24 protein-coding genes and 2 riboswitches are annotated in these 25,326 nt (G+C 62.9%); of the genes, 14 read left to right on the top strand and 10 right to left on the bottom strand.

Features of this window, described 5'->3' with window-relative positions:
• Positions 1 to 2 precede the first annotated feature (2 nt).
• The 6 genes from denD to LG409_RS16615 all read left to right on the top strand — a co-directional run bounded on the left by denD (position 3) and on the right by LG409_RS16615 (position 6,563).
• On the top strand, positions 3 to 977 hold the full coding sequence (gene denD / locus LG409_RS16640; RefSeq protein WP_193461666.1) for a D-erythronate dehydrogenase: 975 nt from the start codon (positions 3 to 5) through the stop codon (positions 975 to 977).
• 103 nt (positions 978 to 1,080) lie between these two features.
• Complete coding sequence (locus LG409_RS16635; RefSeq protein WP_227407189.1) at positions 1,081 to 2,079, top strand: TRAP transporter substrate-binding protein; 999 nt, start codon at positions 1,081 to 1,083, stop codon at positions 2,077 to 2,079.
• 125 nt (positions 2,080 to 2,204) lie between these two features.
• The gene (locus LG409_RS16630; protein WP_227407188.1) at positions 2,205 to 2,798 is read left to right on the top strand and encodes a TRAP transporter small permease; all 594 of its coding nucleotides are present in this window, start codon (positions 2,205 to 2,207) and stop codon (positions 2,796 to 2,798) included.
• The gene (locus LG409_RS16625; protein WP_039175070.1) at positions 2,795 to 4,072 is read left to right on the top strand and encodes a TRAP transporter large permease; all 1,278 of its coding nucleotides are present in this window, start codon (positions 2,795 to 2,797) and stop codon (positions 4,070 to 4,072) included. Before LG409_RS16630 ends, LG409_RS16625 begins: the two co-directional genes overlap by 4 nt.
• Positions 4,073 to 4,192: 120 nt before the next feature.
• Positions 4,193 to 5,650 (top strand): aldehyde dehydrogenase family protein, encoded by a 1,458-nt coding sequence (locus LG409_RS16620; protein ID WP_227407187.1) that lies wholly within the window; start codon positions 4,193 to 4,195, stop codon positions 5,648 to 5,650.
• A 40-nt stretch (positions 5,651 to 5,690) separates the two neighbouring features.
• The gene (locus tag LG409_RS16615) at positions 5,691 to 6,563 is read left to right on the top strand and encodes an NAD(P)-dependent oxidoreductase (protein WP_039175071.1); all 873 of its coding nucleotides are present in this window, start codon (positions 5,691 to 5,693) and stop codon (positions 6,561 to 6,563) included.
• A gap of 27 nt (positions 6,564 to 6,590) precedes the next feature.
• Here the strand turns inward: LG409_RS16615 and LG409_RS16610 are convergent, their stop codons facing one another.
• On the bottom strand, positions 6,591 to 7,244 hold the full coding sequence (locus LG409_RS16610; protein WP_039175073.1) for a TetR/AcrR family transcriptional regulator: 654 nt from the start codon (positions 7,242 to 7,244) through the stop codon (positions 6,591 to 6,593).
• Positions 7,245 to 7,350: 106 nt separating this feature from the next.
• Here LG409_RS16610 and LG409_RS16605 point away from each other — a divergent pair, with 106 nt between their 5' ends.
• Together LG409_RS16605 and LG409_RS16600 are read left to right on the top strand one after the other, a co-directional pair.
• Positions 7,351 to 8,538 (top strand): efflux RND transporter periplasmic adaptor subunit, encoded by a 1,188-nt coding sequence (locus LG409_RS16605; RefSeq protein ID WP_227407186.1) that lies wholly within the window; start codon positions 7,351 to 7,353, stop codon positions 8,536 to 8,538.
• Positions 8,525 to 11,593 carry an efflux RND transporter permease subunit gene (locus LG409_RS16600; protein WP_227407185.1) on the top strand — a complete coding sequence of 1,023 codons (3,069 nt, stop codon included), beginning with the start codon at positions 8,525 to 8,527 and terminating at the stop codon, positions 11,591 to 11,593. The genes LG409_RS16605 and LG409_RS16600 overlap by 14 nt, the downstream gene beginning before the upstream one ends.
• Here the strand turns inward: LG409_RS16600 and madM are convergent.
• The 4 genes from madM to LG409_RS16580 all read right to left on the bottom strand — a co-directional run bounded on the left by madM (position 11,590) and on the right by LG409_RS16580 (position 15,894).
• Complete coding sequence (gene madM, locus LG409_RS16595; RefSeq protein WP_039175076.1) at positions 11,590 to 12,351, bottom strand: malonate transporter subunit MadM; 762 nt, start codon at positions 12,349 to 12,351, stop codon at positions 11,590 to 11,592. The genes LG409_RS16600 and madM overlap by 4 nt on opposite strands.
• 15 nt (positions 12,352 to 12,366) lie before the next feature.
• Positions 12,367 to 12,801, bottom strand: coding sequence for a malonate transporter subunit MadL (madL, locus tag LG409_RS16590; RefSeq protein WP_227407184.1), 435 nt, complete (start codon positions 12,799 to 12,801; stop codon positions 12,367 to 12,369).
• 163 nt (positions 12,802 to 12,964) lie between these two features.
• The gene (locus LG409_RS16585) at positions 12,965 to 14,509 is read right to left on the bottom strand and encodes a malonate--CoA ligase (RefSeq protein ID WP_227407183.1); all 1,545 of its coding nucleotides are present in this window, start codon (positions 14,507 to 14,509) and stop codon (positions 12,965 to 12,967) included.
• A gap of 38 nt (positions 14,510 to 14,547) precedes the next feature.
• The gene (locus tag LG409_RS16580) at positions 14,548 to 15,894 is read right to left on the bottom strand and encodes a malonyl-CoA decarboxylase (protein WP_319799333.1); all 1,347 of its coding nucleotides are present in this window, start codon (positions 15,892 to 15,894) and stop codon (positions 14,548 to 14,550) included.
• Between the two features lie 120 nt (positions 15,895 to 16,014).
• On the opposite strand from LG409_RS16580, the gene LG409_RS16575 reads away from it, so the two are divergent.
• Complete coding sequence (locus LG409_RS16575; RefSeq protein ID WP_096921976.1) at positions 16,015 to 16,677, top strand: GntR family transcriptional regulator; 663 nt, start codon at positions 16,015 to 16,017, stop codon at positions 16,675 to 16,677.
• Positions 16,678 to 16,725: 48 nt separating this feature from the next.
• On the opposite strand, the gene LG409_RS16570 is transcribed toward LG409_RS16575, so the two are convergent.
• Positions 16,726 to 17,967, bottom strand: a complete 1,242-nt coding sequence (locus tag LG409_RS16570) for a D-amino acid dehydrogenase (protein WP_227407182.1) — start codon at positions 17,965 to 17,967, stop codon at positions 16,726 to 16,728.
• A 60-nt stretch (positions 17,968 to 18,027) separates the two neighbouring features.
• A riboswitch (glycine riboswitch) is annotated at positions 18,028 to 18,135 on the bottom strand.
• Positions 18,136 to 18,226, bottom strand: a riboswitch (glycine riboswitch). It lies immediately after the preceding riboswitch.
• 128 nt (positions 18,227 to 18,354) lie between these two features.
• On the opposite strand from LG409_RS16570, the gene LG409_RS16565 reads away from it, so the two are divergent.
• Complete coding sequence (locus tag LG409_RS16565; RefSeq protein ID WP_016915216.1) at positions 18,355 to 18,648, top strand: hypothetical protein; 294 nt, start codon at positions 18,355 to 18,357, stop codon at positions 18,646 to 18,648.
• Positions 18,649 to 18,805: 157 nt separating this feature from the next.
• Entirely contained in the window at positions 18,806 to 19,333 is a 528-nt protein-coding gene (locus tag LG409_RS16560; RefSeq protein ID WP_054645337.1) for an HPP family protein, read from the top strand.
• Here LG409_RS16560 and LG409_RS16555 read toward each other — a convergent pair.
• Positions 19,324 to 19,911: a gamma-glutamylcyclotransferase gene (locus tag LG409_RS16555; protein WP_227407181.1), complete on the bottom strand. Its 588-nt coding sequence runs from the start codon at positions 19,909 to 19,911 to the stop codon at positions 19,324 to 19,326. The genes LG409_RS16560 and LG409_RS16555 overlap by 10 nt on opposite strands.
• Before the next feature lie 75 nt (positions 19,912 to 19,986).
• Here LG409_RS16555 and LG409_RS16550 point away from each other — a divergent pair, with 75 nt between their 5' ends.
• The 3 genes from LG409_RS16550 (at position 19,987) to LG409_RS16540 (ending at position 22,760) form a co-directional block, all read left to right on the top strand.
• Positions 19,987 to 20,166 carry a hypothetical protein gene (locus LG409_RS16550; RefSeq protein ID WP_044630178.1) on the top strand — a complete coding sequence of 60 codons (180 nt, stop codon included), beginning with the start codon at positions 19,987 to 19,989 and terminating at the stop codon, positions 20,164 to 20,166.
• Positions 20,167 to 20,192: 26 nt separating this feature from the next.
• Positions 20,193 to 21,059, top strand: a complete 867-nt coding sequence (locus tag LG409_RS16545) for a sirohydrochlorin chelatase (RefSeq protein ID WP_227407180.1) — start codon at positions 20,193 to 20,195, stop codon at positions 21,057 to 21,059.
• 114 nt (positions 21,060 to 21,173) lie between these two features.
• Entirely contained in the window at positions 21,174 to 22,760 is a 1,587-nt protein-coding gene (locus tag LG409_RS16540; protein WP_227407179.1) for an ABC-F family ATPase, read from the top strand.
• Position 22,761: 1 nt separating this feature from the next.
• Here the strand turns inward: LG409_RS16540 and LG409_RS16535 are convergent, their stop codons facing one another.
• From LG409_RS16535 to LG409_RS16525, 3 genes are all read right to left on the bottom strand, one after another.
• The gene (locus LG409_RS16535) at positions 22,762 to 23,358 is read right to left on the bottom strand and encodes a cell division protein ZipA C-terminal FtsZ-binding domain-containing protein (RefSeq protein ID WP_096921981.1); all 597 of its coding nucleotides are present in this window, start codon (positions 23,356 to 23,358) and stop codon (positions 22,762 to 22,764) included.
• A 28-nt stretch (positions 23,359 to 23,386) separates the two neighbouring features.
• Complete coding sequence (locus LG409_RS16530) at positions 23,387 to 23,854, bottom strand: TspO/MBR family protein (protein WP_144980872.1); 468 nt, start codon at positions 23,852 to 23,854, stop codon at positions 23,387 to 23,389.
• Positions 23,855 to 24,021: 167 nt separating this feature from the next.
• Entirely contained in the window at positions 24,022 to 25,140 is a 1,119-nt protein-coding gene (locus LG409_RS16525) for an alkene reductase (RefSeq protein WP_227407178.1), read from the bottom strand.
• Between the last annotated feature and the right edge of the window lie 186 nt (positions 25,141 to 25,326).

The raw sequence follows: 25,326 nt of genomic DNA, 5'->3' as shown, positions 1-25,326 counted from the left end.
TCATGCATATTGCCATCACCGGCGCAGCGGGTTTTCTAGGTCAGCGTCTTGCCCATCAGCTGATCCAGCGGGGCGAGCTTCGCCAGCAGCCGATCACCCAGCTCACGCTGATCGATCAAGTGGAAGCCCCCGCGCCCGATGCAGGTAGCATCACCGTATCCTCGCGCGCCGTGGACATTACCCAGCCCAAGGCCCTCGACGACGTGCTGGATCAGCGCCCTGACGTGATCTACCACCTGGCGGCCGTGGTGAGCTCCGCCGCCGAAGCCGATCTGGAGCTGGGCATGCGGGTCAACTTCGATGCCACCCGTGCCTTGCTGGAAGGCTGCCGCCTGCGCGGCCTGCACACAACGCGCTTGATCATGGCCAGCTCCGTGGCGGCCTACGGCGGGGCGCTGCCGGACGTGCTCGATGACATGACGGCCTTGCACCCGCAGAACTCCTACGGTGCCCAAAAGGCCATGTGCGAGCTGCTCATCAATGACTACAGCCGTCGTGGCGAGATCGATGGCCTGGTGCTGCGCCTGCCCACCATCGTGATCCGCCCTGGCCGCCCCAATGCAGCAGCCTCCAGCTTTGCCTCCAGCATCTTGCGGGAGCCGCTCAATGGCGAAACGGCCATTTGCCCGGTGCCCACCACCCTTGAGATGTTCGTGATGTCGCCGGGCAAGGTGGTCGACGCGCTGGTGCATGGCGCCCAGGTGCCCAGCACAGAGCTGGCACCGTTCCGTGCTTTCATGCTGCCCGGCATCACGGTGAGCGTGGCCGAGATGCTCGATGCCCTGCGCAGCGCCGCAGGCGAAGACGCGCTCTCGCTCGTTCAGCATGCGCCCGACCCGCGCATCGAAGCGATTGTGGCCAGTTGGCCCGCACGCTTCGAAACCGCCAAGGCGCGCCAGCTCGGCTTTGTCGGTGACGACGACTTCACCCAGATCATCGAACGCTTCATGGCCGAGCAGCACCATGAACGCGCCTGATGTGGCTACTTTTCCATCTGCCTGGCAAGGCAGGTAACCCATAGGAAGGCCCTGCGCCTTCTTGAAACACCCACCCTCACAACAACACCAAGAGGGATACATCATGACCAAGCGCTTCACCCGACATGCTCTCGTGACCGCCATGAGTGCCGTGGCCACCGCCAGCATCGCCCTGCACGCCCAGGCCGCCACCGATATCAGCCTGGGGCATACGCTCTCTTCTACCTCCCACTACTCGGTGGGCGCCAAGGCGTTCAAGGAGGCACTCGAACGTTTATCCGACGGTGCCTTTACCGTCACCGAACACGCCTCCGGCTCCCTCGGCGGTGAGCGTGAAATGATCGAAGGCCTGCAGATCGGCACCGTGGATGTGGTGATCACCTCCAGCGGCCCACTGGGTAACTTCGTCCCCGAAACCTACGTGCTGGACCTGCCGTTCCTGTTCGAAAACTACGACCAGGCCCGCTGCGTGCTGGATAGCGAGATCGGAGACGAGCTGCTCGAGAAGATGAGCGACCATGACCTGGTGGGCATGGCCTGGTCGGAGAACGGTTTCCGCCATCTCACCAATAGCCAGCGTGAAGTCGCCAGCCCCGAGGATGCCAGCGGCTTGCGGGTACGCACCATGGAAAACGCGGTGCACCAGGAAGCCTTCCGGCAGTTGGGCGCACGGCCCACTCCCATGGCCTTCCCTGAACTCTTCACGGCGCTGCAGCAGGGTACCGTCGACGGCCAGGAAAACCCGATCACCGTCATCGTGGCCACCAATTTCTGGGAAGTGCAGGACTACCTCTCCCTGACCGGACACGTCTACTCCCCGGCCATCGTGCTGGGGTCGCCGATCCTGCTGGATGGCTTGAGCGATGAAGAGCGTGACTGGTTCATGCAGGCGGCAGCGGCATCGGTGGACGCCACCCGTGAAGAGGTCTCGCGTCTGGAGCGTGAAGGGGTAGCGCTGCTGGAAGCCAATGGCATGCAGGTGAAAACCGATATCGATCCGGCACCTTTCCAGGCGGCCGTAGAGCCCGCCTACGAGATCTTCACGTCGCAGTACGGCAGCGAGATGCTCGAACGCATTCGTGAGAAAGCGGGCAGCTGCTGAGTACTGTCTTTACGCGCTTTCTCGACGAACTGTCTCGACGAACTGTCTTGACGAGCTTTTCTGACGCACTTTCTCAACGTCGGCCTCTGGCAGTGCCAGAGGCCATTCAAGCAGGGTGATCCTTTATGCTATCGGTCTTGCTCCGTATCGAGCATCAGTTAACCCGGCTGGCCCTGATGGTGGCGGTGCTGATGCTGGTGGTCTCGGTCACGCTGAGCTTCTATCAGGTGTTGACCCGGTTCGTTTTCAATGCGCCTTCCACCTGGACGGAAGTGGCGTCCCGCGCCTCCATGATCTGGTGCGTGTTCATGGCCGCAGCGGCCACCTTCAGAGGTGGTTACATGATGGCGGTAGAAGTGATCTATAAATGGCTGCCGCGCCGAGGGCTGCTGTTGCTAGAAGTGGCCATCGTCGCCTGCTGCCTGCTGGTGCTGGGGGTGATGTGCTATTACGGCATCCTCATGACCCTGCGGGTCAGCAACCAGGTGATGTCGGGCATGAACATCTCCATGTCCTGGGCCTACGCCGCGATCCCGACCGGCGCGACCTTTGCCATGATCTCGGTGATGGCCAGGCTGGCCGCGCAGCTCAGTGGGCGTGAGCCCGTAGGGCCGGAAAACAGTGAGGTGCTGCCGGAAGTTGCCATGCTGCAACCCGCCGAACAGCCGAACGCTGAACAGACCAACGCTGAACAGACCAACAAAGGGACGCCCCTATGAACATGGTGATTGGCCTGTCGCTGATTATTCTCTTCACCTTCGGCGTGCCCATTGCGATCTCCATCGTGCTGGCCTCGATCATCGGCATCGAGTTCTTCACCCGGTTGCCGCTGTTGCTGGTGCCGCAGCAGATGTTCATCGGGATCGACAAATTCCCGCTGATGGCCATTCCGTTTTTTATCCTGGCGGGTAACTTGATGGCCGCCGGGGGCATTTCCCAGCGGCTGGTGGACCTGGCCAAATCCATCGTCGGGCGGGTGCAGGGCGGGTTGGCAATGTCCTGCGTACTGACCTGCATGATGTTTGCGGCGGTGTCGGGCTCCAGCGTGGCCACCACTTTTGCCATTGGGGCCATCCTGATTCCGGCGATGGTCAAGCATGGCTATCCCAAACCGCTGGCCGCTTCCATTCAAGCGTCATCGGCGGAGCTGGGCGTGCTGATTCCCCCCTCCATTCCGCTGATTCTGTACGGCGTGAGTACCGATACTTCTATCGGGCAGCTGTTCCTGGCGGGGATTGGGCCAGGCATCCTGATCGGCGTGGCGTTGATCATCTTCCTCTACCTGTTCTGTAAAGTGCGTGGCTACGGCAAGGACGATTACAAGGACAGCACGGGTTTCATGACGTCATTGAAGCGTGCCTGGGTGGCGCTGCTGATGCCGGTGGTCGTGATTGGCGGTATCTACGGCGGGGTGTTTACACCCACGGAAGCCTCGGCGGTGGCGGTGTTTTTCGCCCTTATCGTGGGTGCGTTCTACTACCGTGAATTAAAGTTGGCTGACCTGGGGCCTATCCTGCGCCAAAGCGTGATCTCCACGGCGGCCGTCATGTTGATTATTGCCGCTGCCGCGCTCTTCAGCTTTTTACTGAGCCGTACCGGGTTGCCTGCGCAAATTGCCACGCTGGTAACCAACACCATTGAAAGCCCGATGATGTTCTTGCTGGTGGTCAACGCGCTGCTGCTGATCGTCGGCATGTTCATCGAAACCTCGGCGGCCATCCTGGTGCTGGCGCCCATCCTGACCCCCATCGCCATGCAGTTTGGCATCCACCCCGTGCACTTTGGCCTGGTCATGGTGGTCAACCTGGCGCTGGGCATGATCACCCCGCCGTTGGGCGTCAACCTGTTTGCCGCCTGTGCCGTGGCCAGGATCTCCATCGATCAGATGCTGCCGTGGCTGGTGCGTTTCGTGCTGGTGGTGCTGGCATGTCTGATGGCGATTACCTACATGCCATGGATTTCCATGGGACTGGTCAATCTCTTCTATGGTTAAAAGACCTGTGAGGTTAGAAGACCTGTGAGGTTAAAAACGTGCGGGGATAGAAAACGTTCGGGATCAAAGAGCCGTCTGTATTAGCCGTAATGACCACAATGACAATAAAAGGAGCCCCTGATGTCGCATACCATCGGCCTGCTGTCGCAGCAGGCGCTGATTGGAGGAGAGTGGGTCGATACCGCGCAGACCCTGCAAGTAGATGCCCCGGCCACGGGGGAGCCGTTGACCCGCATCGCCCGGTGCCAGGCCGAAGAGATAGATGCCGCTGTGCAGGCGGCCCGCAAGGCCTTCGCCGGGGAGCTTGGGGAGTGGGCACGCTGGTCGGCGCGCCAGCGCGGTGAGTGGCTGCTGCGCTTTGCCGACGTGATCGAATCACAGCATGAGCAGCTGGCGGCGCTGGAGTGTGCGGATACCGGCAAGCCCATGACGCAGGCCAAGGGAGACATTGCCGCCTGTGCCCGCTATTTCCGCTTTTATGGCGGTGCCGCCGACAAGCTGCACGGTGAGACGATCCCCTTCGAGACGGACTTTGCCGTGATGACGCTGCGCGAGCCCTACGGTGTCTGCGCCCAGATCATCCCCTGGAACTACCCCGCCCAGATCTTTGGGCGCTGTGTCGCAGCGGCGCTGGCGGCGGGCAACACGGTGGTGCTCAAACCTGCCGAAGATGCCTGCCTGAGCGTCATGCGCCTGGCGGCGCTCGCGGTGAATCATGGGCTGCCCGAAGGCGCTCTGAACGTGGTGCCGGGGTTGGGCGTGGAAGCGGGTGCTGCGCTGGCTTCGCACCCCTGGATCGACCACCTCTCGTTTACCGGATCGCCTGAAACCGGTACCCGCGTGGCGCAGTTCGCCGCCCAGCACCATGTCCCGATTACCCTGGAGCTGGGTGGCAAGTCGCCGCAGCTGGTGTTTGCCGATGCCGACCTGGACGCCGCGCTGCCCGCCGTGGTGCGGGGCATCGTGCAGAATGCCGGACAGACGTGCTCGGCGGGTAGCCGGCTGCTGGTGCAGCGGGAGATCGCCGATACGGTCGTTACGGCCCTTGCCCAGCGTTTTGCCGAGCTGCGCTGCGATGCGGGGGAAGCCGATGCCGACTGCGGCCCGCTGATCAACGAGCGTCAAAAACTCAAGCTGGAAGCCCGCCTGGCCGCCGCCGAAGCCGATGGCATCCAGGTGGCGGGGCAGGGGCAGTTGGCGCCGGGCGCGCCTGCCGGCGGGCACTTTGTGCTGCCACGGGTGCTGACGAATATTCCAGAGGGCCACGACGTACTGCGTGAGGAGCTGTTTGGGCCGGTACTGGTAGTGCAGGTGTTCGATGACGAGGCGCAGGCCCTGGCGCTGGCCAACGCCACCGATTTTGGCCTGTGCGCCGGGGTCTGGACCCGTGACGGAGGGCGCCAGCTGCGCCTGGCCAAGGGCATTCGCAGCGGCCAGGTCTTCATCAACAACTACGGCGCGGCAGGCGGTGTCGAGCTGCCGTTTGGCGGGGTCGGGCGTTCGGGCCACGGGCGTGAAAAAGGCTTCGAAGGGCTGCGCAGCTATACCCGCATCAAGACCGTGGCCATCAAACATTGAGCGCTATCAACCATTGAGAGCTATCAACCAGGAGAGCACCATGACGACCGTTTATCGGGTAGGGCTTGTCGGCGTTGGCTTGATGGGCCACGGCATTGCCAGCAGCTTGCTGCGCGCGGGGCATTCGCTGTGTTTTCTGGAGCACGCGGGCAACCAGCCCGTGGAGGATCTGCTGGCGGCAGGGGCCATGCCGCTGGCCAGTGGGCGGGAGGTTGCCCAGCAGGCCGATATCGTCATTCTGTGCGTGACCGGCTCACCGCAGGTGGAGGCCGTCCTGTTCGAACCCGACGGAGTGCTGGAAGGGCTGCGCCCCGGCAGCGTGGTGGTGGACTGCTCCACCGCCCTGCCCAGCTCGACGGCCCAGGTGGCGGCCCGTGTCGCGGCGGCAGGCGGGCGTTTCATGGACGCCGCCATGACGCGCACGCCCAAGGAGGCGGCCGAAGGGCGTCTCAACCTGATCGTCGGCGCGCCCACGCCGCTGTTCGAGGAGCTGCGGCCGTTGCTGGCAGCCTTCGCCGAAAACATCGCTCATGCCGGTGACGTCGGGGCGGGCCACACGCTGAAGCTGCTGCACAACTTCGTCTCGCTGGGGTTCTCGGCGGTGCTGGCGGAAGCCACGGCGGCATCGCGCAAGGCAGGCATCAGTGCCGATGCCCTGCTGGAGGTGCTGGGCGCGGGCGGCGGTGGCGGCGTGGTGCTGGAGCGCCTGCGCCCCTACATCGCCCACGACGACCCCTCCGGCTTTCGGTTTTCGGTCGCCAACGCCAGCAAGGACCTGGGCTACTACCACACCATGACCCACGAGCTGGGCGTGACTGGCGACATGGCTGGCGCCGTGCACGCGCTGTACCGCTCGGTGCCGGACCAGCAGCTGTCGATTCCTGAAGTCATCGGCGTGCTGGAGCAGCGCTGACCTACCTAATGCCGCCTATGGCCAGTCTCACCGCTTGCCATAGGCGGCCAGAAACACATCCACTGCCCCGGTGATCTGCCGCTTCAGCTCGTCCTCCGAGGGCGGCAGGCGAACCCCCATGCGGACCTCCTTGATCAGCATACCCTGCCACATGCTGCATAGCTGGTCGGCGGCCTGGGCGGGGGCTGGCAGCGAAAGGTGCCCTGCGCTGGCCAGGCCCTCCAGCTTTTCCTGAAGCCATTGGCTCATGGCCCAGGGGCCTGCTTCGAAAAAGGCCTGCAGCAGCCTGGGGTGCTGCTCGCCCTGATTGCTCATGACCCGCTCCACGGCCAACACGTGGGGCTCCATCAGAAACCGCACCATGCTGATGCCCACCTGAATCAACGACTGGCGCACGCCATCATGGGTGTCCGGCAATTGCTCCAGCCCCTGGCGAATCGACGCGGTTTCCCGACGAATGACGCTGCCGAACAGTGCTTCTTTCGTATCGAAGTGCCCGTATACCGTCACTTTGGAGACCCCGGCTTCCTTGGCCACGGCTTCCATGGTGACGGCATCCGGGCCGTTGCGCAGAAACAGGCAGGCGGCGGCATCCAGCATGGCATCGCGTTTGGCCAGGTCCTTGGGGCGGCCCGCGCTGCGTTTCTGGCCAGCCGGAGAGGGGGGAGAAGCACTGGTCATGCCATTCATCCATGGGTTGAAAAAAGTGAAAAATAATTATTGAACGTTGCCGTACACATATTATAGTTGAACGCCAACGTTCAATAATATACCCGTCGAGGCCAGCATGGGCACGCACAACTTGGGTACGCACCACCTGGGCACACACACTAAAACAAGGCGATATTGGCTGGGCAGCGTGCTGGCGGCTCTGCTGACCGTGGGCGCCACTGCCGCCGTGGTCGTCGTGCTCACCAGTCAACACACCAGCGCCCAGCAGCTGCGCCAGCAAGGGGCCGACAACGCCTTGCTCCGGGTGGCTACCCAGCCCCTGCAGCTGGCCACTGAAATGCGCCGCGAGGTGAAGCTGACCGGGCGAGTAGTGGCGCGCCAGTCGGTGTCACTGGCCTTCGAACCTGCCGGGCGGGTCATCGACATCCGCGTCGATCGCGGTGACCGAGTGGAACAGGGCGAGGTGCTGGCTCGCCTGGACACCCGCCGCCTGGAAAGCCGCCTGGCCGAAGTGGCGGCGCGCAGCGAAGAGGCGCGTGCAGCGCTGGCGCTGGCCCAGCGCCAGGAAGAGCGCGAGTCGCAGCTGAATCAGAGCAACTTTGCCAGCCGCACGGCCCTGGACCAGGCGAGAACCGAGCGTCTCAGCCAGCAGGCGCGGCTGGCGGCTCTGGCCGCCGAACAGGAAAGCCTTTCGGCGGATCTGGCGGACAGCACGCTGACGGCGCCGTTTGCGGGGCAAATCGTGGCTCGGCAGGTGGATGTGGGCAGCCTGGTCAGTAGCGGCACGGCGGCCTTCGATCTCGTCGATACCCGCCAGTTGGAGGCGCACATTGGCCTGCCCGCCCGGCTGGCGGGCACCCTGGCGGCGGGGGATACGGTGACGATAACGGTGCACGGGCAAGCCTTCGCAGGTGACGTGCGCGCCCGGCTGGCACAGGTGGACAACGACAGTCGGACACAAACGCTGGTCGTGGCACTGGCAAACCCCGAGAACGTGGTGCCCGGCGATTTGGCGACGCTGACCTACACGCTGGCCGAGCCTGCCGAAGGGTACTGGGTGCCGCTGTCGGCCCTGCGTGCCAGCGACCGAGGCCTGTGGAACGTACTGATTGCCGAACCGCTGGAAGACGAGCGTTACCGTGTCGCCACCGCCAGCGTCGAGCTGCTGCATACCGAAGGCGACCGCGCCTTCGTGCGTGGTACGCTGCTGCCGGGCATGCAGCTGATCACCCTGGGGGCTCACCGTATCGTGCCCGGCCAGCAGGTGACGTTAGCCAGAGGCATTGCCCATGCCGCGTCTTGAGTGGCTGTTCAACCGGCGCTTGCTGGCGCTGACGCTGGGCCTGCTGGTGGTGGCGGGCCTCTCGGCGATCAATACCCTGCCCCGCGCAGAAGACCCCCACCTGGTGGCGCGCATGGCGACCGTACTGGCGCCGTTTCCGGGCGCCACGCCCGAGCAGATCGAAGCGCTGGTGGCGCGCCCCATCGAAGACGAGCTGCGCACCATTGCCGAGATCAAGGTGCTGGAGTCGACCTCGCGGCCGGGCATCGCGGTGATCAGCCTGGAGCTGGAGGATAGCGTCACCCAGGTGGTGCCGATATGGAGCCGGGTGCGCGACAAGCTCAGCGATATCGCCCCCTCCCTGCCCAGCGGTGTGCAAACCCCTGAGCTGCTGGATGATCGTGGCTACGACTTCAGCCTCGTGGCCGCGCTGCGCTGGACACAGGACACGCCCCCCAACGCCCAACTGATGGAGCGTTACGCCGAGCGGCTGGAAGACCAGTTTCGTCGCGTGGCAGGCACCGAATATACCCATCGGTTTGGCGTGGCGGGCGAGCAGGTCGACGTGCTGGTCGACCCGCTGGAGCTGAATGCGCTGGGGCTTTCGGTGGGCCAACTGGCATCGGCCATCGACGCCAGCGACGGGCGCCGCACGGCGGGCCAGGTCATCACCCAGCAAAACCGCCTCACCGTGGGCATGAGCGGCGAGTTCGATGCGCTGGACCGCCTGCGTGAGGTCAGCATCACGACCCGCCAGGGGCAGAGTGTCCGGCTGGGCGAAATCGCCGAGCTGCGCCGTGGTGTCCAGGACCCGCCCGCTGCCGTGGCACTGTTGAACGGTGAGCGAGCCGTCTTCGTTGGCGCACGCATGGCGCCCGGCCAGCGTATCGACGCCTGGGTCGAGCGCGCTCAACAGCAGCTGGCCGAATTTGCCGAGGAGCTGCCCGTCGGGCTGGCGGTAGAGGAGGTATTCGAGCAGGCCAGCTACACCCAGCAACGGCTCGGTGATGTGGCACTGAGCCTGCTGATGGGGCTGATTCTGGTGGTGGCCATTCTCTTTCTCAGCATGGGCTGGCGCTCGGCGCTGACCGTCGGGCTGGCCATCCCGGCCACGGCGTTGCTGACCCTGGCGTTTTTCCGCCCGCTGGGCATGGAAATCCATCAGATGAGCATCACCGGTATTATCGTGGCGCTGGGGCTGATGGTGGATAACGCCATTGTCATGACCAACGCCCTGCGCGAGCGCTTCCTGAAGGGCGACTCGGTGCTGGCGGCCACCCGCGATACGCTGCGTCATCTTGCCGTGCCGCTGTTGGCCAGTACGCTGACCACCATTCTGGCCTTCATGCCCATCGTGCTCATGCCCGGCCCTGCCGGGGAGTTCGTGGGGCCGCTGGCCATGGCCGTCATGGTCGCGCTGGTCAGTTCGTATCTGGTGTCGCTGCTGCTGGTGCCGGCGCTCTCGCCGCTGCTGCTGGCCAAAGTGGCCGATAGCGCCCGTGTGCCCCGTGACAATGCCATCAAACGCGCCTTTCGCGGGACGGTCGCCAGCGCGCTGCGCCACCCGGTCGCCGCCATGGTGATGACCCTGTGTGTGCCGCTTGGCGGGATGGCGCTGATGCCGACCCTCGACGTGGCGTTTTTCCCGCCCGCCGACCGCGACCAGTTCCATATCGAGGTGAGGCTACCGGCGGCCAGCAGCATGGCCAATGCCCAGGCGCTAGCCCAGGAGGTGGAGCGCCAGGTTCGCGAGGTTCCCGGCGTCGTACGAGTATCGGCCTTCATCGGCGAAAGCGCGCCAATGATGTACTACAACGTGCTGACCCAGGAGGACAATAACCCGGCGTTCGTTCACCTGATTGTGGATACCACGTCGCTGGACGTGACCAACCGCGAAGTGCCGGGCCTGCAGCAGGCGCTCGACCAGCACTTTCCCCAGGCCCAGATCGTGGTGCGAAAATATGAACAAGGCCCGCCGTTCAAGGCGCCCATCGAGCTGCGGGTGTATGGAGATGACCTGGAGGTGCTGTCGCAGCTGGGACAGGAGCTGGCCGGGTTGATGCACCAGTTGCCTCAGGTGACCCACGTTCGTGCCGGGATGCAGCGCGACTTGCCCAGGCTGACGCTGCAAGTAGATCAGGCGGCCCTGGGGGATGTGGGGCTGACGTATCAAAACCTGGCCGATCAGGTCAGCGCGGCGCTCTCCGGCCAGCCCGCAGGCCAGGTGCTGGAAGACACGCAGCAGCTTCCCGTGCGGGTACGCTACGCGGCGGAGTGGCGCAGCGATGCCCAGCAGCTGGCGGCGCTGCGTCTGGTCAGCGACCAGGCCAGTGAAGGGCTGCCCCTGGCAGCCGTTGCCGATACCGCCCTGATGCCTGCCTGGAGCGTGATTACCCGGCGAAATGCCGAACGCGTCCAGCTGGTGCAAGGCTTCCTCGTGGCCGATGCGCTGCCAGCGGTGTCCATGGCACAGCTGGATGCCAAACTTCAGGCCGCCCAGGCGGATGGTACGTTGGTGCTGCCCCCTGGGTACCGTATCGAGACCGGCGGCGAAGCAGCCGAGCGTGACGAGGCGGTGGGCCAGCTGCTGGCCTCGGTAGTCTTGCTGGTGATCGCCATGGTGGCCACCGTGGTGCTGGCCTTCAACTCGTTCCGTCGCGCGGCCATCGTGTTCATTGCCGGGGCCCAGGCCACCGGCATGGGAATCGTGGCCCTGTTGCTGAGCGGCCACGCGTTTGGCTTCGTGATCATCGTGGGCATCATGGGGTTGGTGGGGGTGGCCATCAACGCGGCCATCATCCTGATAGCTGCCCTGGATGACGACCCGGCCGCTCGCCAGGGTGATCTGTCGGCCATGCTGGCGGTGATCAGCGGCCCGACCAGTCGGCACATCGCATCGACCACCATCACCACCTTTGCCGGGTTGATCCCGCTCATGTTGGCGGCTGGGGGGCTATGGCCCCCCTTCGCGCAAACCGTCGGGTTTGGGCTGTTGCTCGCCACCCTGGTGTCGTTCTTCTTCACGCCCGCGCTGTATCGCTTGTGGGTGGCGAGGGGGACTGTTGCTCGCGGTTAGAAAATGGCCCGCACCGCCAGGTAGAGCACCGACGGTGCCAGCAGGGCACCCAGCCCGGTGTAGAAGGTCGCCGTCATGGCGCCGTAGGGCACCAGCCGCGGGTTGGTGGCGGCAAGGCCCGCCGCGACCCCGCTGGTGGTGCCCATCAGGCCACCGAAGATCATCGCCGAGCGGGGATTGTCGAGCCCAATGTGCCGGGCCATGGCGGGCGTCATGATCATCACCAGGATGGACTTCACCAGACCGGCGGCAATCGATAGCGCAATGATGTCCGAGGACGCCCCGATCGAAGCCCCGGCAATGGGGCCGACGATATAGGTCACCGTGCCTGCGCCGATGGTGGTCAGGGACACCGGGTCCCGGTAGCCGAAGGCGAAGGCCACGGCGACCCCGGCCACGAACGAGAGCACCACGCCAAGAAACAGCGCCACGACGCCGCTCATGCCCGCCGTGCGAATCTCCTGAAAGCGAACGCCATAGGCGGTGGCGATGATGGCCAGGTCGCGCAGCATGCCGCCGCCCATCAGGCCCAGCCCCGCGAACAGGCTGATGTCGGCCAGCCCCTTGCTGCCGCCCGTGGTGATCCCGCCCACATAGGCAAGCGCCAGGCCGACCATGATGGCAATGGCAGAGCCATGCACGCGGCCTTTGGTGAGTTTGTCGCTCAGCACGTAGGAGAGATACATGGCACCGCCCACCAGGGCAAAGGCCGCCACCAGATGCTGTCGTTCCAGTTGCGTAAACAGTGATTCGATCATCGTCAAAGCCTCGGGTTAGCGCGCTTGGCTGGGCGCTGGGCGGGAGTGAGGTTGGGCATCGGCAGTTGGGCTTGTGGATTCGTCGCCGTCATCGACGGCTGGCTCGCGCCGCCCAAACAGGGGGATGACCAAAAAGCTGGCCATGACGGCCACGAAGCCCGCCAGAATGGCGATCATGCCGCCATCCAGCGCCGCCGCGACATCCTGACTGGCGGCCATGGCCACCACGATGGGAATGTACATACCGTTCCAGAACGTGATCCCGCTCTCGGTACTGGCCGGCATTTTCTTCTTGTCCATGAGATAGCCGCCCAGAAAGATCAGCAGCAACATGGCGATACCCACACCGCCAACATTGGATGTAACGCCGAGCATCATGCCCAGCACGTCACCGGCCCAAAGGCCCACCAGCATGCACCCTGCCAGCAGTGCAACACCGTAAATCACCATGGTCATTTTCCTCTATTGTCATTGTTGTTAGGTAGTGCGTGTTCGATGGGCCGCCGTGTCTGGTTTCCTCGGTCGTGGCGGCGCCACCTTTCCCGTCAGTGGGGAATTCGTGCGTGTTCTATTGCTAAGTTCTATGGCTAGGTTCCAGGACTAAGTGCTATGACTAAGACAGGGCCGCGTGGCTTGCGTGGCGCTCGAAGGTGTCGGCGTAACGCTCGCGCAGCTGGTTTTTCTGCACTTTGCCCATGACGTTTCTGGGCAGCGCTTCCACGAACACGATGTGCTTGGGTTGCTTGTACCTGGCCAGCTCGTTTGCCAAGGCGGCGCGAATCGGCTGTTCATCCACCTGGTCAGGGGATGCCGGGACCACCACGGCGACCACGCCTTCGCCCAGGTCGGCATGGGGGACACCAACCACCGCCGACTCCAGCACCCCGGGAAGGTCATCGATAATGGCTTCGATTTCCTTCGGGTAAACGTTGTAACCGCCTGAAATGACCAGGTCCTTGTCGCGGCCGACAATGTTCAGGTAGCCGTGCTCATCGATTTTTCCCAGGTCACCGGTAATGAAGAAACCGTCTGACCGAAACTCGGCGGCCGTCTTTTCGGGCATCCGCCAGTACCCCTTGAAGACGTTCGGGCCGCGCAGCTCCACCATGCCGGTCTCGCCATCTGCCAGGGGTGTGCCCGATTCACGGTCGGTAATACGCACTTCCACGCCGGGCAGCGGCATGCCCACGGTTCCAGGCCGACGCTGGCCGTCATAGGGGTTGGATGTGTTCATGTTGCTTTCGGTCATGCCGTAGCGCTCGAGAATCGCATGGCCGGTGCGGGCTTCGAAGGCTTCATGGGTGTCGGCCAGCAAGGGTGCAGAACCGGAGATGAACAGCCGCATGTGGGCGGTGGCCTGCCGATCGAGCCGGGGTGACTGCAGCAGGCGGGTGTAGAACGTGGGCACACCCATCAACACCGTTGCCTTCGACATGCGCGTAATCAGGTCTTCCACCTCCAGCTTGGGCAAGAAGGTCATGGAGGCGCCATTCACCAGCGTGATGTTACAGGCCACGAACAGGCCGTGGGTATGGAAGATGGGCAGGGCATGCAGCAAGTGATCGTGCTCGCTGTAGTGCCACGCTTCGGTCAACGCCTGGCAATTGGACGCCAGGTTGCGGTGGGTCAACATGGCGCCCTTGGAGCGCCCCGTGGTGCCGGAGGTGTAAAGAATGGCGGCCAGATCGTCCGGCCCGACCTGGCAGACGTCGCTGGTTTCCTCCACCTGTGCCAGGTCGTGCATCAAGCTGCCGTCTGCCTGGGTGCCCAGGCTGACGATATGAGTGACGCCGCTGGCCTCGCCGTGCTGGGTGGCACTGTCGAGGTCGTCGAGACGGCAGACATAAATATGCGGCTCGGCATCGGACAGAAAGTAAGCGATCTCCTTGCCCGTATATGCCGTATTGAGCGGCAGGTACACCGCCCCCACTTGCAGGCTGGCCAGATAGAGCATCAGCATCTCGGGGCTTTTGTCGATCTGCACGGCAATGCGGTCGCCGGGCTGAAGACCCCAGGCGCGTAATCGGCTGGCCAGGCGGCGGCTGGTCGAGAGCACATCCCGATAGCGATACTGGCGGCCATCGTCGGTATCCATCAATACCTTGTCAGGCTGGCGTTCGAAGTGTGGGTAGAACAGGCTGAAAAGATTATGGTTCATGGTGGGTCCTTGTTGTTGTAGTGAAGTCAGGGTCATGCCTAGGCCTCGACGGTCATGTAGTGCTGTGCCTGGCTTGCCAGGCGGCGAATGTCGCTGGTGCATACCACGCTCTGCTGTTGGCTGAAGGCTTCGTGGTTCTGCTCGATGCGATTGAGCTGGTAGAGGTAATTGACCATCACCCCATGGGCCTGCTGCCACCCTTTGGGGGACGTGTCGGCGGGCCAGTTGAGGCGGTGCAGGCTGGCGCCATTCCCCAGGTGGAAGCGGGCCACCGGGTTGAGCGGCTGGCCGCTCTTGTGTTTGACTTCGGTGAGGTAGTAAGCCACCAGGCGCAGCAGCGCTTTCTGGTTCGCGGAAGGCGTATCGTGCTGTGCCAGCGTGCCTTCTTCCAACTGCTGTTCCAGCGCTTCGGGCAGCGTGACCGCCCCCGAGCGGCGCTGGGTGCCCAGCCACTCTGCAAAGCCGGGCACCGGGGAAAGGGTGACGAAGTTCTTCAACTGGGGCAGTTCGCGGCTCAGTTCCTGCACGACCTGCTTGATCAGGAAGTTGCCGAAGGAGACGCCCTTGAGCCCCGCCTGACAGTTGCTGATGCTGTAGAACACGGCGGTATCGGCATCGGCCAGCGGCAGCTCTTCTTCGTTCTCCAGAATGGCCTGGACGTTGTCGGGAATGCCCTTGCACAGCGCGACTTCCACGAAAATCAGCGGCTCATCGCCCGTGGCTGGGTGGAAAAATGCGTAGCAGCGGCGGTCTTCTGGGTCCAGGCGGCGGCGCAGCGCGGTCCAGTCGCTGATCTCATGCACGGCCTCGTAACGGATCAGTTTTTCCAGCACGGCCGCCGGGGTGTTCCAGTCGATGCTCTCCAGCACCAGAAAGCCGCGGTTGAACCACGAATTGAAAAGATGCGAAAAGTCGGCATCCAGGGCCGCAAAGGAGGGCGAGGCGCTGAGCCGTTTCAGCAGGTTGGCGCGCATCTTGACCAGCTCGTAGGTGCCTCCCGGGCAGAGGTTGAGGCGGCGCAGCAGGTCTTGCCGCCGGGGCTCGCAGGCGCTGAAAAGCTGCGCCAGGGCTTCGTTGTCCTGGCGCTCGCGGTACACTTGGTAGGCCGCGTGAATCTGTTCGGGGTCAGCCGAGTAGGCATTGGCCAGCAGCGAGAAAAACGCGTCCTGTTCCTGCTCGGTCAATTGGCTATAGTGGCTAAGGGCTGCTTGAGCGGTCAGTATTTGCGTGGCTTCGCCACCTGGCAGCATCAGCTTTTTACAAGCGTCGAACAGCCCCTTGAGGTGCACCTCGGGCGAGTAGGAGGTCACCGAGCGGTATTTGGTGCGGGTGCGTTCACTGATGTTCGTGAGCAAGCCCTGTAGAAACGTCATGTTCATCTGCATACATCTGGCTCCGCGCATGATTGTTATGAGATTGTGGCTGCAAGGATGTTTCGATGCGATGTGTTATATATAACAAATAGACTTTTAAAATATTTCAGTCAAGGGAAACAGAGGCGACTTATGGCTAAGGTGTCACAGGCACATCGACTGCGCGATCTACTGGAAGACGCCATCGTGGAAGGGCGCTTTCTTCCGGGCGACCGCCTGGACCCTGATGCGCTCGCGCTGGAGTATCAATGTTCCAGAACGCCCATCAGGGAAGCCATTCAGCAGCTGGCCATGTCGGGCATGGTGCAGGTGGTCGCCAAGCGCGGCACTTTCGTCACCGAGCTGAGCATTTCAGAGCTGGTAGAGCGGTTCGAGGTGATGGCCCAGTTGGAGGGTCTGTGCGGCCGGTTGGCGGCGCGGCGCATCACCGCCGACGAGCTGGCGCTGCTGCAGGACGTTCACCGAGCCTGTCAGGCCAAGGTGGAGGCAGGCGACAGCAATGGTTATTACTACGAGAACAGCCTGTTTCACCAGCGCATCTACGAAGCCAGCCATAACCAGTTCTTGGCGCAGGAGGCCGCGCGGCTGCATGCGGCCCTGCAGCCTTATCGCAGAATGCAGCTACAGGTGCGCATGCGTCTGGAAAGCTCGTTTGCCGAGCACGACGCCATTGTGGCGGCGATAGCGGCGGGAGAGGCCCAGCAGGCGGAAACCCTGCTGCGCGACCATGTGATGATTCAGGGGGAGCGCTTCAATGACCTGGTGGCGTCGGTGCAGCAGCTCAAAAGGGCGTAGCCTGCCAGGCGCCTAATCGGCGCCCGGCAGGGAGCGCAGGTGCCAGCCTTACCGCGAGGCCGCCAGCGGTGTGGCCACGGTGGTATCCACCGCATCCGCCAGCATCTCGGCGGTGATGGCCGAGAGTGTCCAGCCCAGGTGGCCGTGGCCCGTGTTGTAGAACACCGTCGGCAAGCGGCCCGGGCCCACTTTGGGCAGCATGTTCGGCATCATCGGACGCAGGCCAGCCCAGGGTACGACCCGCTGGGTGCTGACACCGGGAAAGCACTGCTCCACCCAGCGCACCAGCGGCTGAATGCGGTCGTTGCGAATGTCGCGATTGGCGCCGTTGAACTCTGCGGTGCCCGCCACGCGGAAGCGGTCGTTGCCCAGGCGGCTGGTCACCAGCTTGGTTTCGTCATCCAGCAGGCTTACGGTGGGGGCGGCCTGTTGCGAGGCTTCGTCGTCCAGCTGCACGGTGATCGAGTAGCCCTTCACCGGGTAGATATTGACGCGATCACCCAGCTTGGCGGCCACCGCCCGGCTGCCGACCCCGGCGCACACCACCACGCTGTCGAAGCTTTGCTGCACCGCCTCGCCTTCGACCACCGCCTTGACCCAGGCGCTGTTTTCATCGGCGCCCAGGTCGGTCACCTGATGGCCGTAGTTCAGGCGCACGCCGCGTTTCGCGGCGGCTTTCGCCAGCCCATTGGTGTACTTGTGAATATCCCCCGTGGCGTCACTTTCGGTAAAGAAACCGCCGTAGTAGCTGCCGGCCAGTGTGGGTTCGATGGCGCGCATTTCATCCGGGGTCACCGCGCGGCGTTCGAGCCCGCCCTGATGCAGTAGCTGCGATACCCTGGCGGCGTGCTCATAGCCTGCCTTGTCGCGGTAGATATGCAGGATGCCTTTCTGCTTCACGTCGAAATCGATCTGCTCGTCACGGGCCCACTGGAACAGGTGTTCTCGGGCGGCGATGGCCAGGCGGGTCGTTTCGGTGGTGTTGTCGGCATAGCGAGGAATGGCGGCGATGAATTCCGCGAACCAGCTCAGCTTGTGCCAGCTCGGGCGCGGGTTCACCAGCAGCGGGGCATCGTTCTTGAGCATCCAGCGCAGGCCCTTGATGACCGTAGGCCAGTGGTTCCACACCTCTGCGTTGGAGGCAGACAGCTGCCCACCGTTGGCAAACGAGGTTTCCATGGCGGCGTAGCGATGCTTTTCGAAGACGGTGACGTCGAAACCGCGCTTTACGAGGGCGTAGGCACTGGTGATGCCAGTGATCCCACCGCCAATGATGGCAATGCGTTGCATGAGTCTCTCCACAGATTGTATGAGCGTCGGGCGATACCCCCGGCAAATATGTTTGCTAGGCGTACCCCTTCCGTCATGGAACCTGAGAGATTCACGCCGCTGGAATGGCGCTTGCTCCTTCGGTGGGCTGAGTGACGCAGTCATCAACCGCTCTTCGGAACGTCATGGATGGCCGTCGCGGTCCGTTGGCCTGAGAGTTTCCGGGGTCGTTGCTCCTTCGGCGCTGGTGGCAGGCACCAGTCTCTCCCGCGATGGCATACTGACGTTGTAACGCGACGGTGCTAAAAAGGGAATAGGCGAAAGGTGGAAACATGAGCAGCAGCTGCTTTGCCAGCCACCGCGTTTTCGCTGACAATAGCGAATCCCTTCGAGCAATGGAAAAAGCGCATGCAGGCAAACGGATTTTTTGAGGGCATTGGCGAGGCGATTGGCGATGCGATCCGCATCGTGGTCGAGTTCTTGCTGGGTATCTTCACCAACTTTTTCGGTGCCTTCGACGATTTTATCGGCGGGCTGACGCGCTCGCTGGGCATCAATGACTCGTTCTTGAGCCTGGCGATTCTGCTGATTGGCCTGCTGGTACTGTGGGGCGGGCTGCGTGCGTTTTTGCGTGGCTCCATTATTGGCGGCATTTTCCGCACGCTGATCGGCCTGTTCATCCTGTCGTGGCTGATGATGTAGCGCCGCGGCGGGAGGGCAAACGCTAAGACGTCGGCTCGTCAGGCTGTCTTCGGTAACGTTGGCTTGAGCGAATCTCATCTATCCATGACGCATTGTCATTTGCTTCTTTGGTGCATTTTGTCATCATCTGCACTCTTTTTGTGCAAAGGCGAGTGCGATGAAAACGTATCTTGGCAAGATGCGCGGAGAACGAACGCCGCGCCCCCGGGTAGGCTGGCGAGATGCCTGCTGGTCGTGGCTGGGTGCCTTTACTGGCATGGCGCTGATTTGCTGGCTAAGTGCCGAGTGGCTCTCCCAGCAGCTGTTGATCGTGGGCTCGTTCGGAGCAACCTCGGTGCTGATTTACGCCGCCCCGGAAAGCCCTTTTGCCCAGCCCAGCCATGTGCTGTTTGGCAGCGTGCTCTCTGCCTGTGTGGGCGTGGGCTGCTATCAACTGTTGGGGGCCACGCCGCTTTCCATGGCGTTGGCGGTGTCGCTCTCCATTTTGGTCATGCAGCTTACCCATACCGTTCACCCGCCAGGGGCTGCCGCTGCGCTGATTGCCGTGGCAGGCGGTGCCAGCGTGCATCAGTTGGGCTGGTGGTATCCGCTGATCCCCATTGGCGCAGGCTGCATCGTCATGCTGGTGGTGGCGATTCTGGTCAATAACCTGGCGCGCCACCGCCGCTATCCGCGCTACTGGTAGCGCTGTAGCTGCGCTTCCAGGGCAAAAATATGTGCATCTTCGGTGCCCAGCTCGCGCAGCGCTTGGGCGAGGTTCAGCAAGTAAGCGCTGTTGGGGCCGCTGGGGCCATGGGCCTGGGCTATTTGCTGGGCAATATCGGCCAGCGGGGCATCGCCTAAAAACGCCGGGTTGTCTTCGCTGGCCAGATAAATCAGCCTCTCGCTAGGCGCTTGGTCGGCGTCAGGGTTGCCCGCTTCATCCAAAAACGTCAGCGTGACTTTTTCCCGCAGGTAGCCGTTTTTCTCCCGCACATCCAACGGTGCGAGCACCTCTGGGGTGATGCGGTAGGCCATGCCGTGACACACCGCGCCTTCGGCCCGAATCAACGTCGCCACACGCCCCGGGGCTTCGGGGGTGCCGCGATGGTCGTGGGAGCCCTGCCAAAAGCGCCGCGCCCAGCCGGTAATGGCCGCAGGGCGGCGCTCCAGATAGTCGAAATCGGCTTTCCAAATCAGCGAACCGTAGCCAAAAAGCCAGATATCCGCATGGCCGTCGAAGAAGTTTCTTTGCTGGTTTAACGTCGTGGTATCAAGCAACATAAGCGATCTACATTTGTGACCAAAGTGGCTGCACGCGCATGGCGTTAACGGTGGTTCATCATCCGGGTTATACGATTGATTTACCAGCCAGACGTAGTGCTCTATGACGCGGGCGTGGATGTGCATCACGACGACCGTCTAGGCTACCTCTCACTGAGCAGCGACGGCCTCTACGCCCGCGACCGCTATGTGCTCGACCTGTGCCGCCACGCGGCCATTCCCGTGGCGGCGGCAGACGTACTGGCGGCTCATTAACGCTCCGATTGAAAAGGATGAACGCGATGCGCGCTATTTTTCTGGTCGATAACGGCTCTCTGCGGCCTCAGGCAACCCACAGCCTGCGCCGGGTGGCGGCAGCGCTGAGCGAGCAGGTGGGCGACACCGTTCAAGCGGCTTCGCTGCTGCACTCCAACAAGATTCCTGCTGAAGAGGTCGATGGTATTCCGGCCATTACCCTGGGCCCCGCCGCCGAGCGCAGCGCCGAAGCGGGGGCCACCGAGATCATCGTGCTGCCGTACTTCTTTGGCCCCAGCCAGGCGCTGACCGGCTACTTGCCCGAGCGGATGACGGCCCTGCAGGCCCGTTTTCCCCAGGTGAAAGTACGCGTTGCCCAGCCGCTGGTGGACGAGCGGGGCGGTAACGACCTGCGCCTGGCCGCGCTGCTGGCCGATCACGTGCGCGCGCAGTTGCCCGATCGGCAGGCGGCCAGGGTGGCGCTGGTAGACCACGGCAGCCCGCTGCCGGAAGTCACTGCCGTACGCAACCGCTTGGCGGGGCAGCTCAGCGCGCTGCTGGCCGATGACGTGCACTGCGTGGCGGCAGCCTCAATGGAGCGCCGAGAAGGCGACGCATACCGCTTCAACGAGCCGCTGCTGGAGCATCTGCTGGACACGCCCGAGTTCAGCGCCAGCGGCGACGTGGTGCTGGCCATGCTGTTTCTCTCGCCTGGCCGCCACGCCGGGGAAGGTGGCGACATCGCCGAGATTTGTGCCGCCGCCGAACAGCGCCACCCAGGCCTGCGGGTGCGGCCGACGGCGCTGGTGGGCGAGCATCCTGCGATTGTCGATATCCTGGCCACGCGACTTCGCCAAGCACTTGATGGCGAACGCTTTCTACTGGAAATGCCCGCCCAGCCGCCAAACGCCTGATGACCGGAAACGCGCCGGGGAGATGTAACGTCGCCCAAAGGCGCGTAGAATCGCGTGCTTTTGCACGCGTGCCGCTCTTCCACCAGGGCTATTTCGCCAACCAGGGTTTCTATCTTGATCGCAACCGCCAATATCACCATGCAGTTCGGGGCCAAGCCCCTGTTCGAAAACGTCTCCGTCAAGTTCAATAACGGCAATCGCTACGGCTTGATTGGCGCCAACGGCTGCGGCAAGTCTACCTTCATGAAAATCCTCGGCGGCGAGCTGGAGCCCTCTTCAGGGCAGGTGATGCTGGACAGCAGTACGCGGCTGGGCAAGCTGCGTCAGGACCAGTTTGCCTATGAGAACGAGCGGGTGATCGACACCGTCATCATGGGCAACGCGGAGCTGTGGAAAGTAGCCGCCGAGCGGGAGCGGATCTACTCGCTGGCCGAGATGAGCGAAGAAGACGGCATGGCCGTGGCCGACCTGGAAGTGCAGTATGCCGAGCTGGATGGCTACACCGCCGAGTCCCGCGCGGGCGAGCTGCTGCTGGGGCTGGGCATTCCGCTGGAGCAGCACACCGGCCCCATGAGCGAAGTCGCCCCCGGCTGGAAACTGCGCGTGCTGCTGGCCCAGGCACTGTTCTCCGACCCGGACGTACTGCTGCTCGACGAGCCCACCAACCACCTGGACATCAACACCATCCGCTGGCTGGAAGATATTCTGAAAGCGCGCAGCAGCACCATGGTGATCATTTCCCACGACCGCCACTTCCTGAACAGCGTCTGCACCCACATGGCCGACCTGGATTACGGCGAGATCACCCTGTTCCCCGGTAACTACGACGACTACATGACGGCGGCCACCGCTGCGCGTGAGCGTCAGTATGCCGACAACGCCAAGAAAAAAGCGCAAATTGCCGAGCTTCAGCAGTTCGTCAGCCGCTTCTCGGCGAACGCTTCCAAGGCCAAGCAGGCCACTTCTCGGGCGCGTCAGATCGACAAGATCAAGCTGGAAGACATCAAACCCTCCAGCCGCGTCAGTCCATTCATTCGTTTCGACCAGAACAAGAAGATTCACCGCAACGCGGTAAACGTCGATGCCATTACCAAAGGCTACGACGGCGAGCCGCTGTTCAAGCGTTTTTCCATGACCGTGGAAGCGGGCGAGCGGATTGCCATTATCGGCCCCAACGGTATTGGTAAAACCACTCTGCTGAAAACCCTGGCCGGTGACCTGCGCCCCGATGCTGGCGAAGTGAAGTGGACCGACGCCGCCGAGCTGGGCATCTTCGCTCAGGACCATGCCGACGACTTCGCCAATGACGCCACCCTGTTCGAGTGGATGAGCCAGTGGACCAAAGGGGGCGAGCAGGTGGTGCGCGGCGCGCTGGGCCGAATGCTGTTTTCCAGCGACGATATCGGCAAATCGGTGAAGGTGATTTCCGGCGGCGAGCAGGGGCGGATGCTGTTCGGTAAGTTAACGCTCACCAATCCCAACGTGCTGCTGCTGGACGAGCCCACCAACCACTTGGACATGGAGTCCATCGAAGCGCTCAACCTGGCGCTGGAGAACTACCCCGGCACGCTGCTGTTCGTCAGCCACGACCGCGAGTTCGTCTCCAGCCTGGCCACGCGCATCATCGACATGCAGCCGGAGGGCATCGTCGACTTCAGCGGCAGCTACGACGACTACCTGCGCAGCCAAGGCGTGATCTGAGTCAGCCGATGATCTGCGCGTAAGTGGATTCGCTGGCCGGTTCTCGGTCAGCGTCCAGCATGTCGCCGCTGAAGGTCTCGTTCATCTCCTTGGCGAGCTCTACATACACGTGCATCTGCTGATTGCGGCGTTTATGCAGCGGCGGCTTCACCAGCAGGCTCACACCACGGATCGGCTCGTGGGTTTCGCCCCTCAGCAGGTCGGGCATTTCCCCCGGCGGAAAGGCATTGGCCACGGTGACGGGGTTGGAGGGCTGCTGGCCGTCGATCAGAAAGACTTTCTTGATGGCATCGTAATGGGCGCCTTTTTCCCTCAGCCACTCGGTCAGTCGGGCATCGGTCGAGGCATCCGGCTGATTGAAGATGACGAACAGCGAATGCTGTTTTACCTTGCCGGTTCGTTTGGTGGACGGCGGCGGCGGAGGCTCTTCAGCGGGCGGGGGCGTGGTGTCCTTGGCCACGGCGGGGGTGGGCTCTACGGCCTTTTCCCTGGCACGCCGCCGCTTGGGCATGACGACGTAGATGAAGATCAACGCGGCCACCACGCCCAGTAACAAGGAGGCGAAAGCCAGCAGTACGGGAAGAGAAGTCATATCCATGGAGTGAATCCCTGTTGTCCGTTAACGCCTAGGCGCTATTCAACCGCCAGATGGAAGCATTGAGCGCCAGGGCCAGCGCGACCCATAGCCAGTAAGGCACCATCAGCCACGCAGCGAGGGCATTGACCTGGGCAAATAGCGCGATGGTGAGCGTAATCAACCCCAACAGCAGCACGATATCCGCCAGTGCCGCCGCAATACGCTTGCGCCCAAAGAAAAGCCAGGACCACGCCGCATTGGCCAGCAATTGCGCGCCATAGACGGCCAGGCTGGCACTGCGCAGAGGCGCATCTTCGGTCATGTAGACCCGCCATGCCGCGATGGCCATCAGCAGGTAAAGAATACCCCAGGCAATGGGAAAAGCGAGGTCGGGCGGTGTCCAGCGGGGCTTGCGCAGTGCCCGGTACCAGCCGTCGGGGCGAAAGCGTGCCCCCGTCATGGCGGCGGCTCCCACCAGCAGTAGCGAGACGAGCAGCGCCATCAAAGAACCGAACATGAGCGACCTCTCCAGCAGTAGGGGTATCGCGTTAAAACGATAGAATCAACAGATTAACAGCGTTTCACGCGTTCAAGGCATAAAAAAAGCACCACCTGAGTGATGCTTTTCATGCTTAAGGGTTCCCCTCGGTGGGGAAACCCCGAACACGCGTTGGCCTGAAATGCTTAGCCGATACGGTCGTAACCGTTATCCAGGAAAGGATAATCGGTGTAGCCCTTTTCGTCGCCGCCGTAGAAGGTTTCGTGGTTCGGCTCGGTCAGCGGAGCGTTGATGCGGAAACGCTCCGGCAGGTCCGGGTTGGCGATGTAAGGGCGGCCAAAGGCCACGGCATCGGTGGTGTTTTCCTTGATGCGCGCTTCGGCACGTTCGGCGTCGTAGTTGCCGCAATAGATCAGGCTGCCGCTGAAGCGCTCGCGCATCTGCTCGCGGAAACCATCGGGGAAGGTGATATCGCCACCTGCCCAGTTGGGCTCGTTCAGGTGCAAGTAGGCCAGGCCGCGCTTGGAAAGCTCTTTGGCCATGTAGAACGCCATGGCTTCCGGCTCGTCGTCGGTCAAGCCAAACAGCTCGATGAACGGCGTCATGCGGATGCCGACACGCTCAGCACCAAACACGTCCACCACGGCATCGACCACTTCCAGCGGGAAGCGGGCACGGTTTTCCAGTGAGCCGCCATACTGGTCGGTACGCTGGTTGGTGCCGGTGGCCAGGAACTGGTTCAGCAGGTAAGCATTGGCAGCGTGTACTTCGACCATGTCGAACCCTGCCCGCTTGGCGCGAATGGCCGCCTGGCGGTAATCCTCCACGATACCGGGAATCTCGTCGGTCTCCAGCGCGCGGGGCGTGCTGGTGGGGTGCTGACCCGCGGTGCCGTCTTCGAACTCGACGAAACACTGGGCGCCTTCCCCTTTCAGGGCGCTGGGGGCAACCGGCGGCTGGCCATCGGGCTGCACCATCTCATGGGAAACGCGACCCACGTGCCATAGCTGCAGGGCAATTCGGCCACCCTTGGCATGCACGGCATTCACCACCCCTTTCCAGCCCGCTTCCTGCTCATCGGTCCAGATGCCGGGCGTATAGACATAGCCACGAGCCGTAGGGGAGATATTGGTGGCTTCGCTGATGATCAAGCCCGCGCCTGCACGCTGGCCGTAATAAGCTTCCTGCATCTTGCCCGGCACGCTATCCGGCGTGCGCGAACGGGTCAGCGGCGCCATGATGACGCGGTTAGGAAGATTCAGGCTACCCAGCGTGGTGGGGGACAGCAGCGTTTCGTACGCCATGAGGCAAACTCCTTGTAACGCGGTGAGAGTGACAGTGGCAAAAGAATAGACCAGTTTACTACTTGGTGCCAATGATTGAGCCAGTGCCAACGATTAACCTATGAACGTATTAGTGGGGACGCTTCAGCAAAACAAAACCCCTCCGGAGGAAATTAAGCGGGGAAGGGCAAGGGAAGAGCAGGTGTT

The organism is Halomonas sp. NyZ770 (assembly GCF_020616575.1).
Taxonomy (GTDB): domain Bacteria; phylum Pseudomonadota; class Gammaproteobacteria; order Pseudomonadales; family Halomonadaceae; genus Vreelandella; species Vreelandella hamiltonii.
The sequence above is the reverse complement of the archived record's forward strand: the minus strand, read 5'-3'. Positions and strand labels throughout refer to the sequence as shown.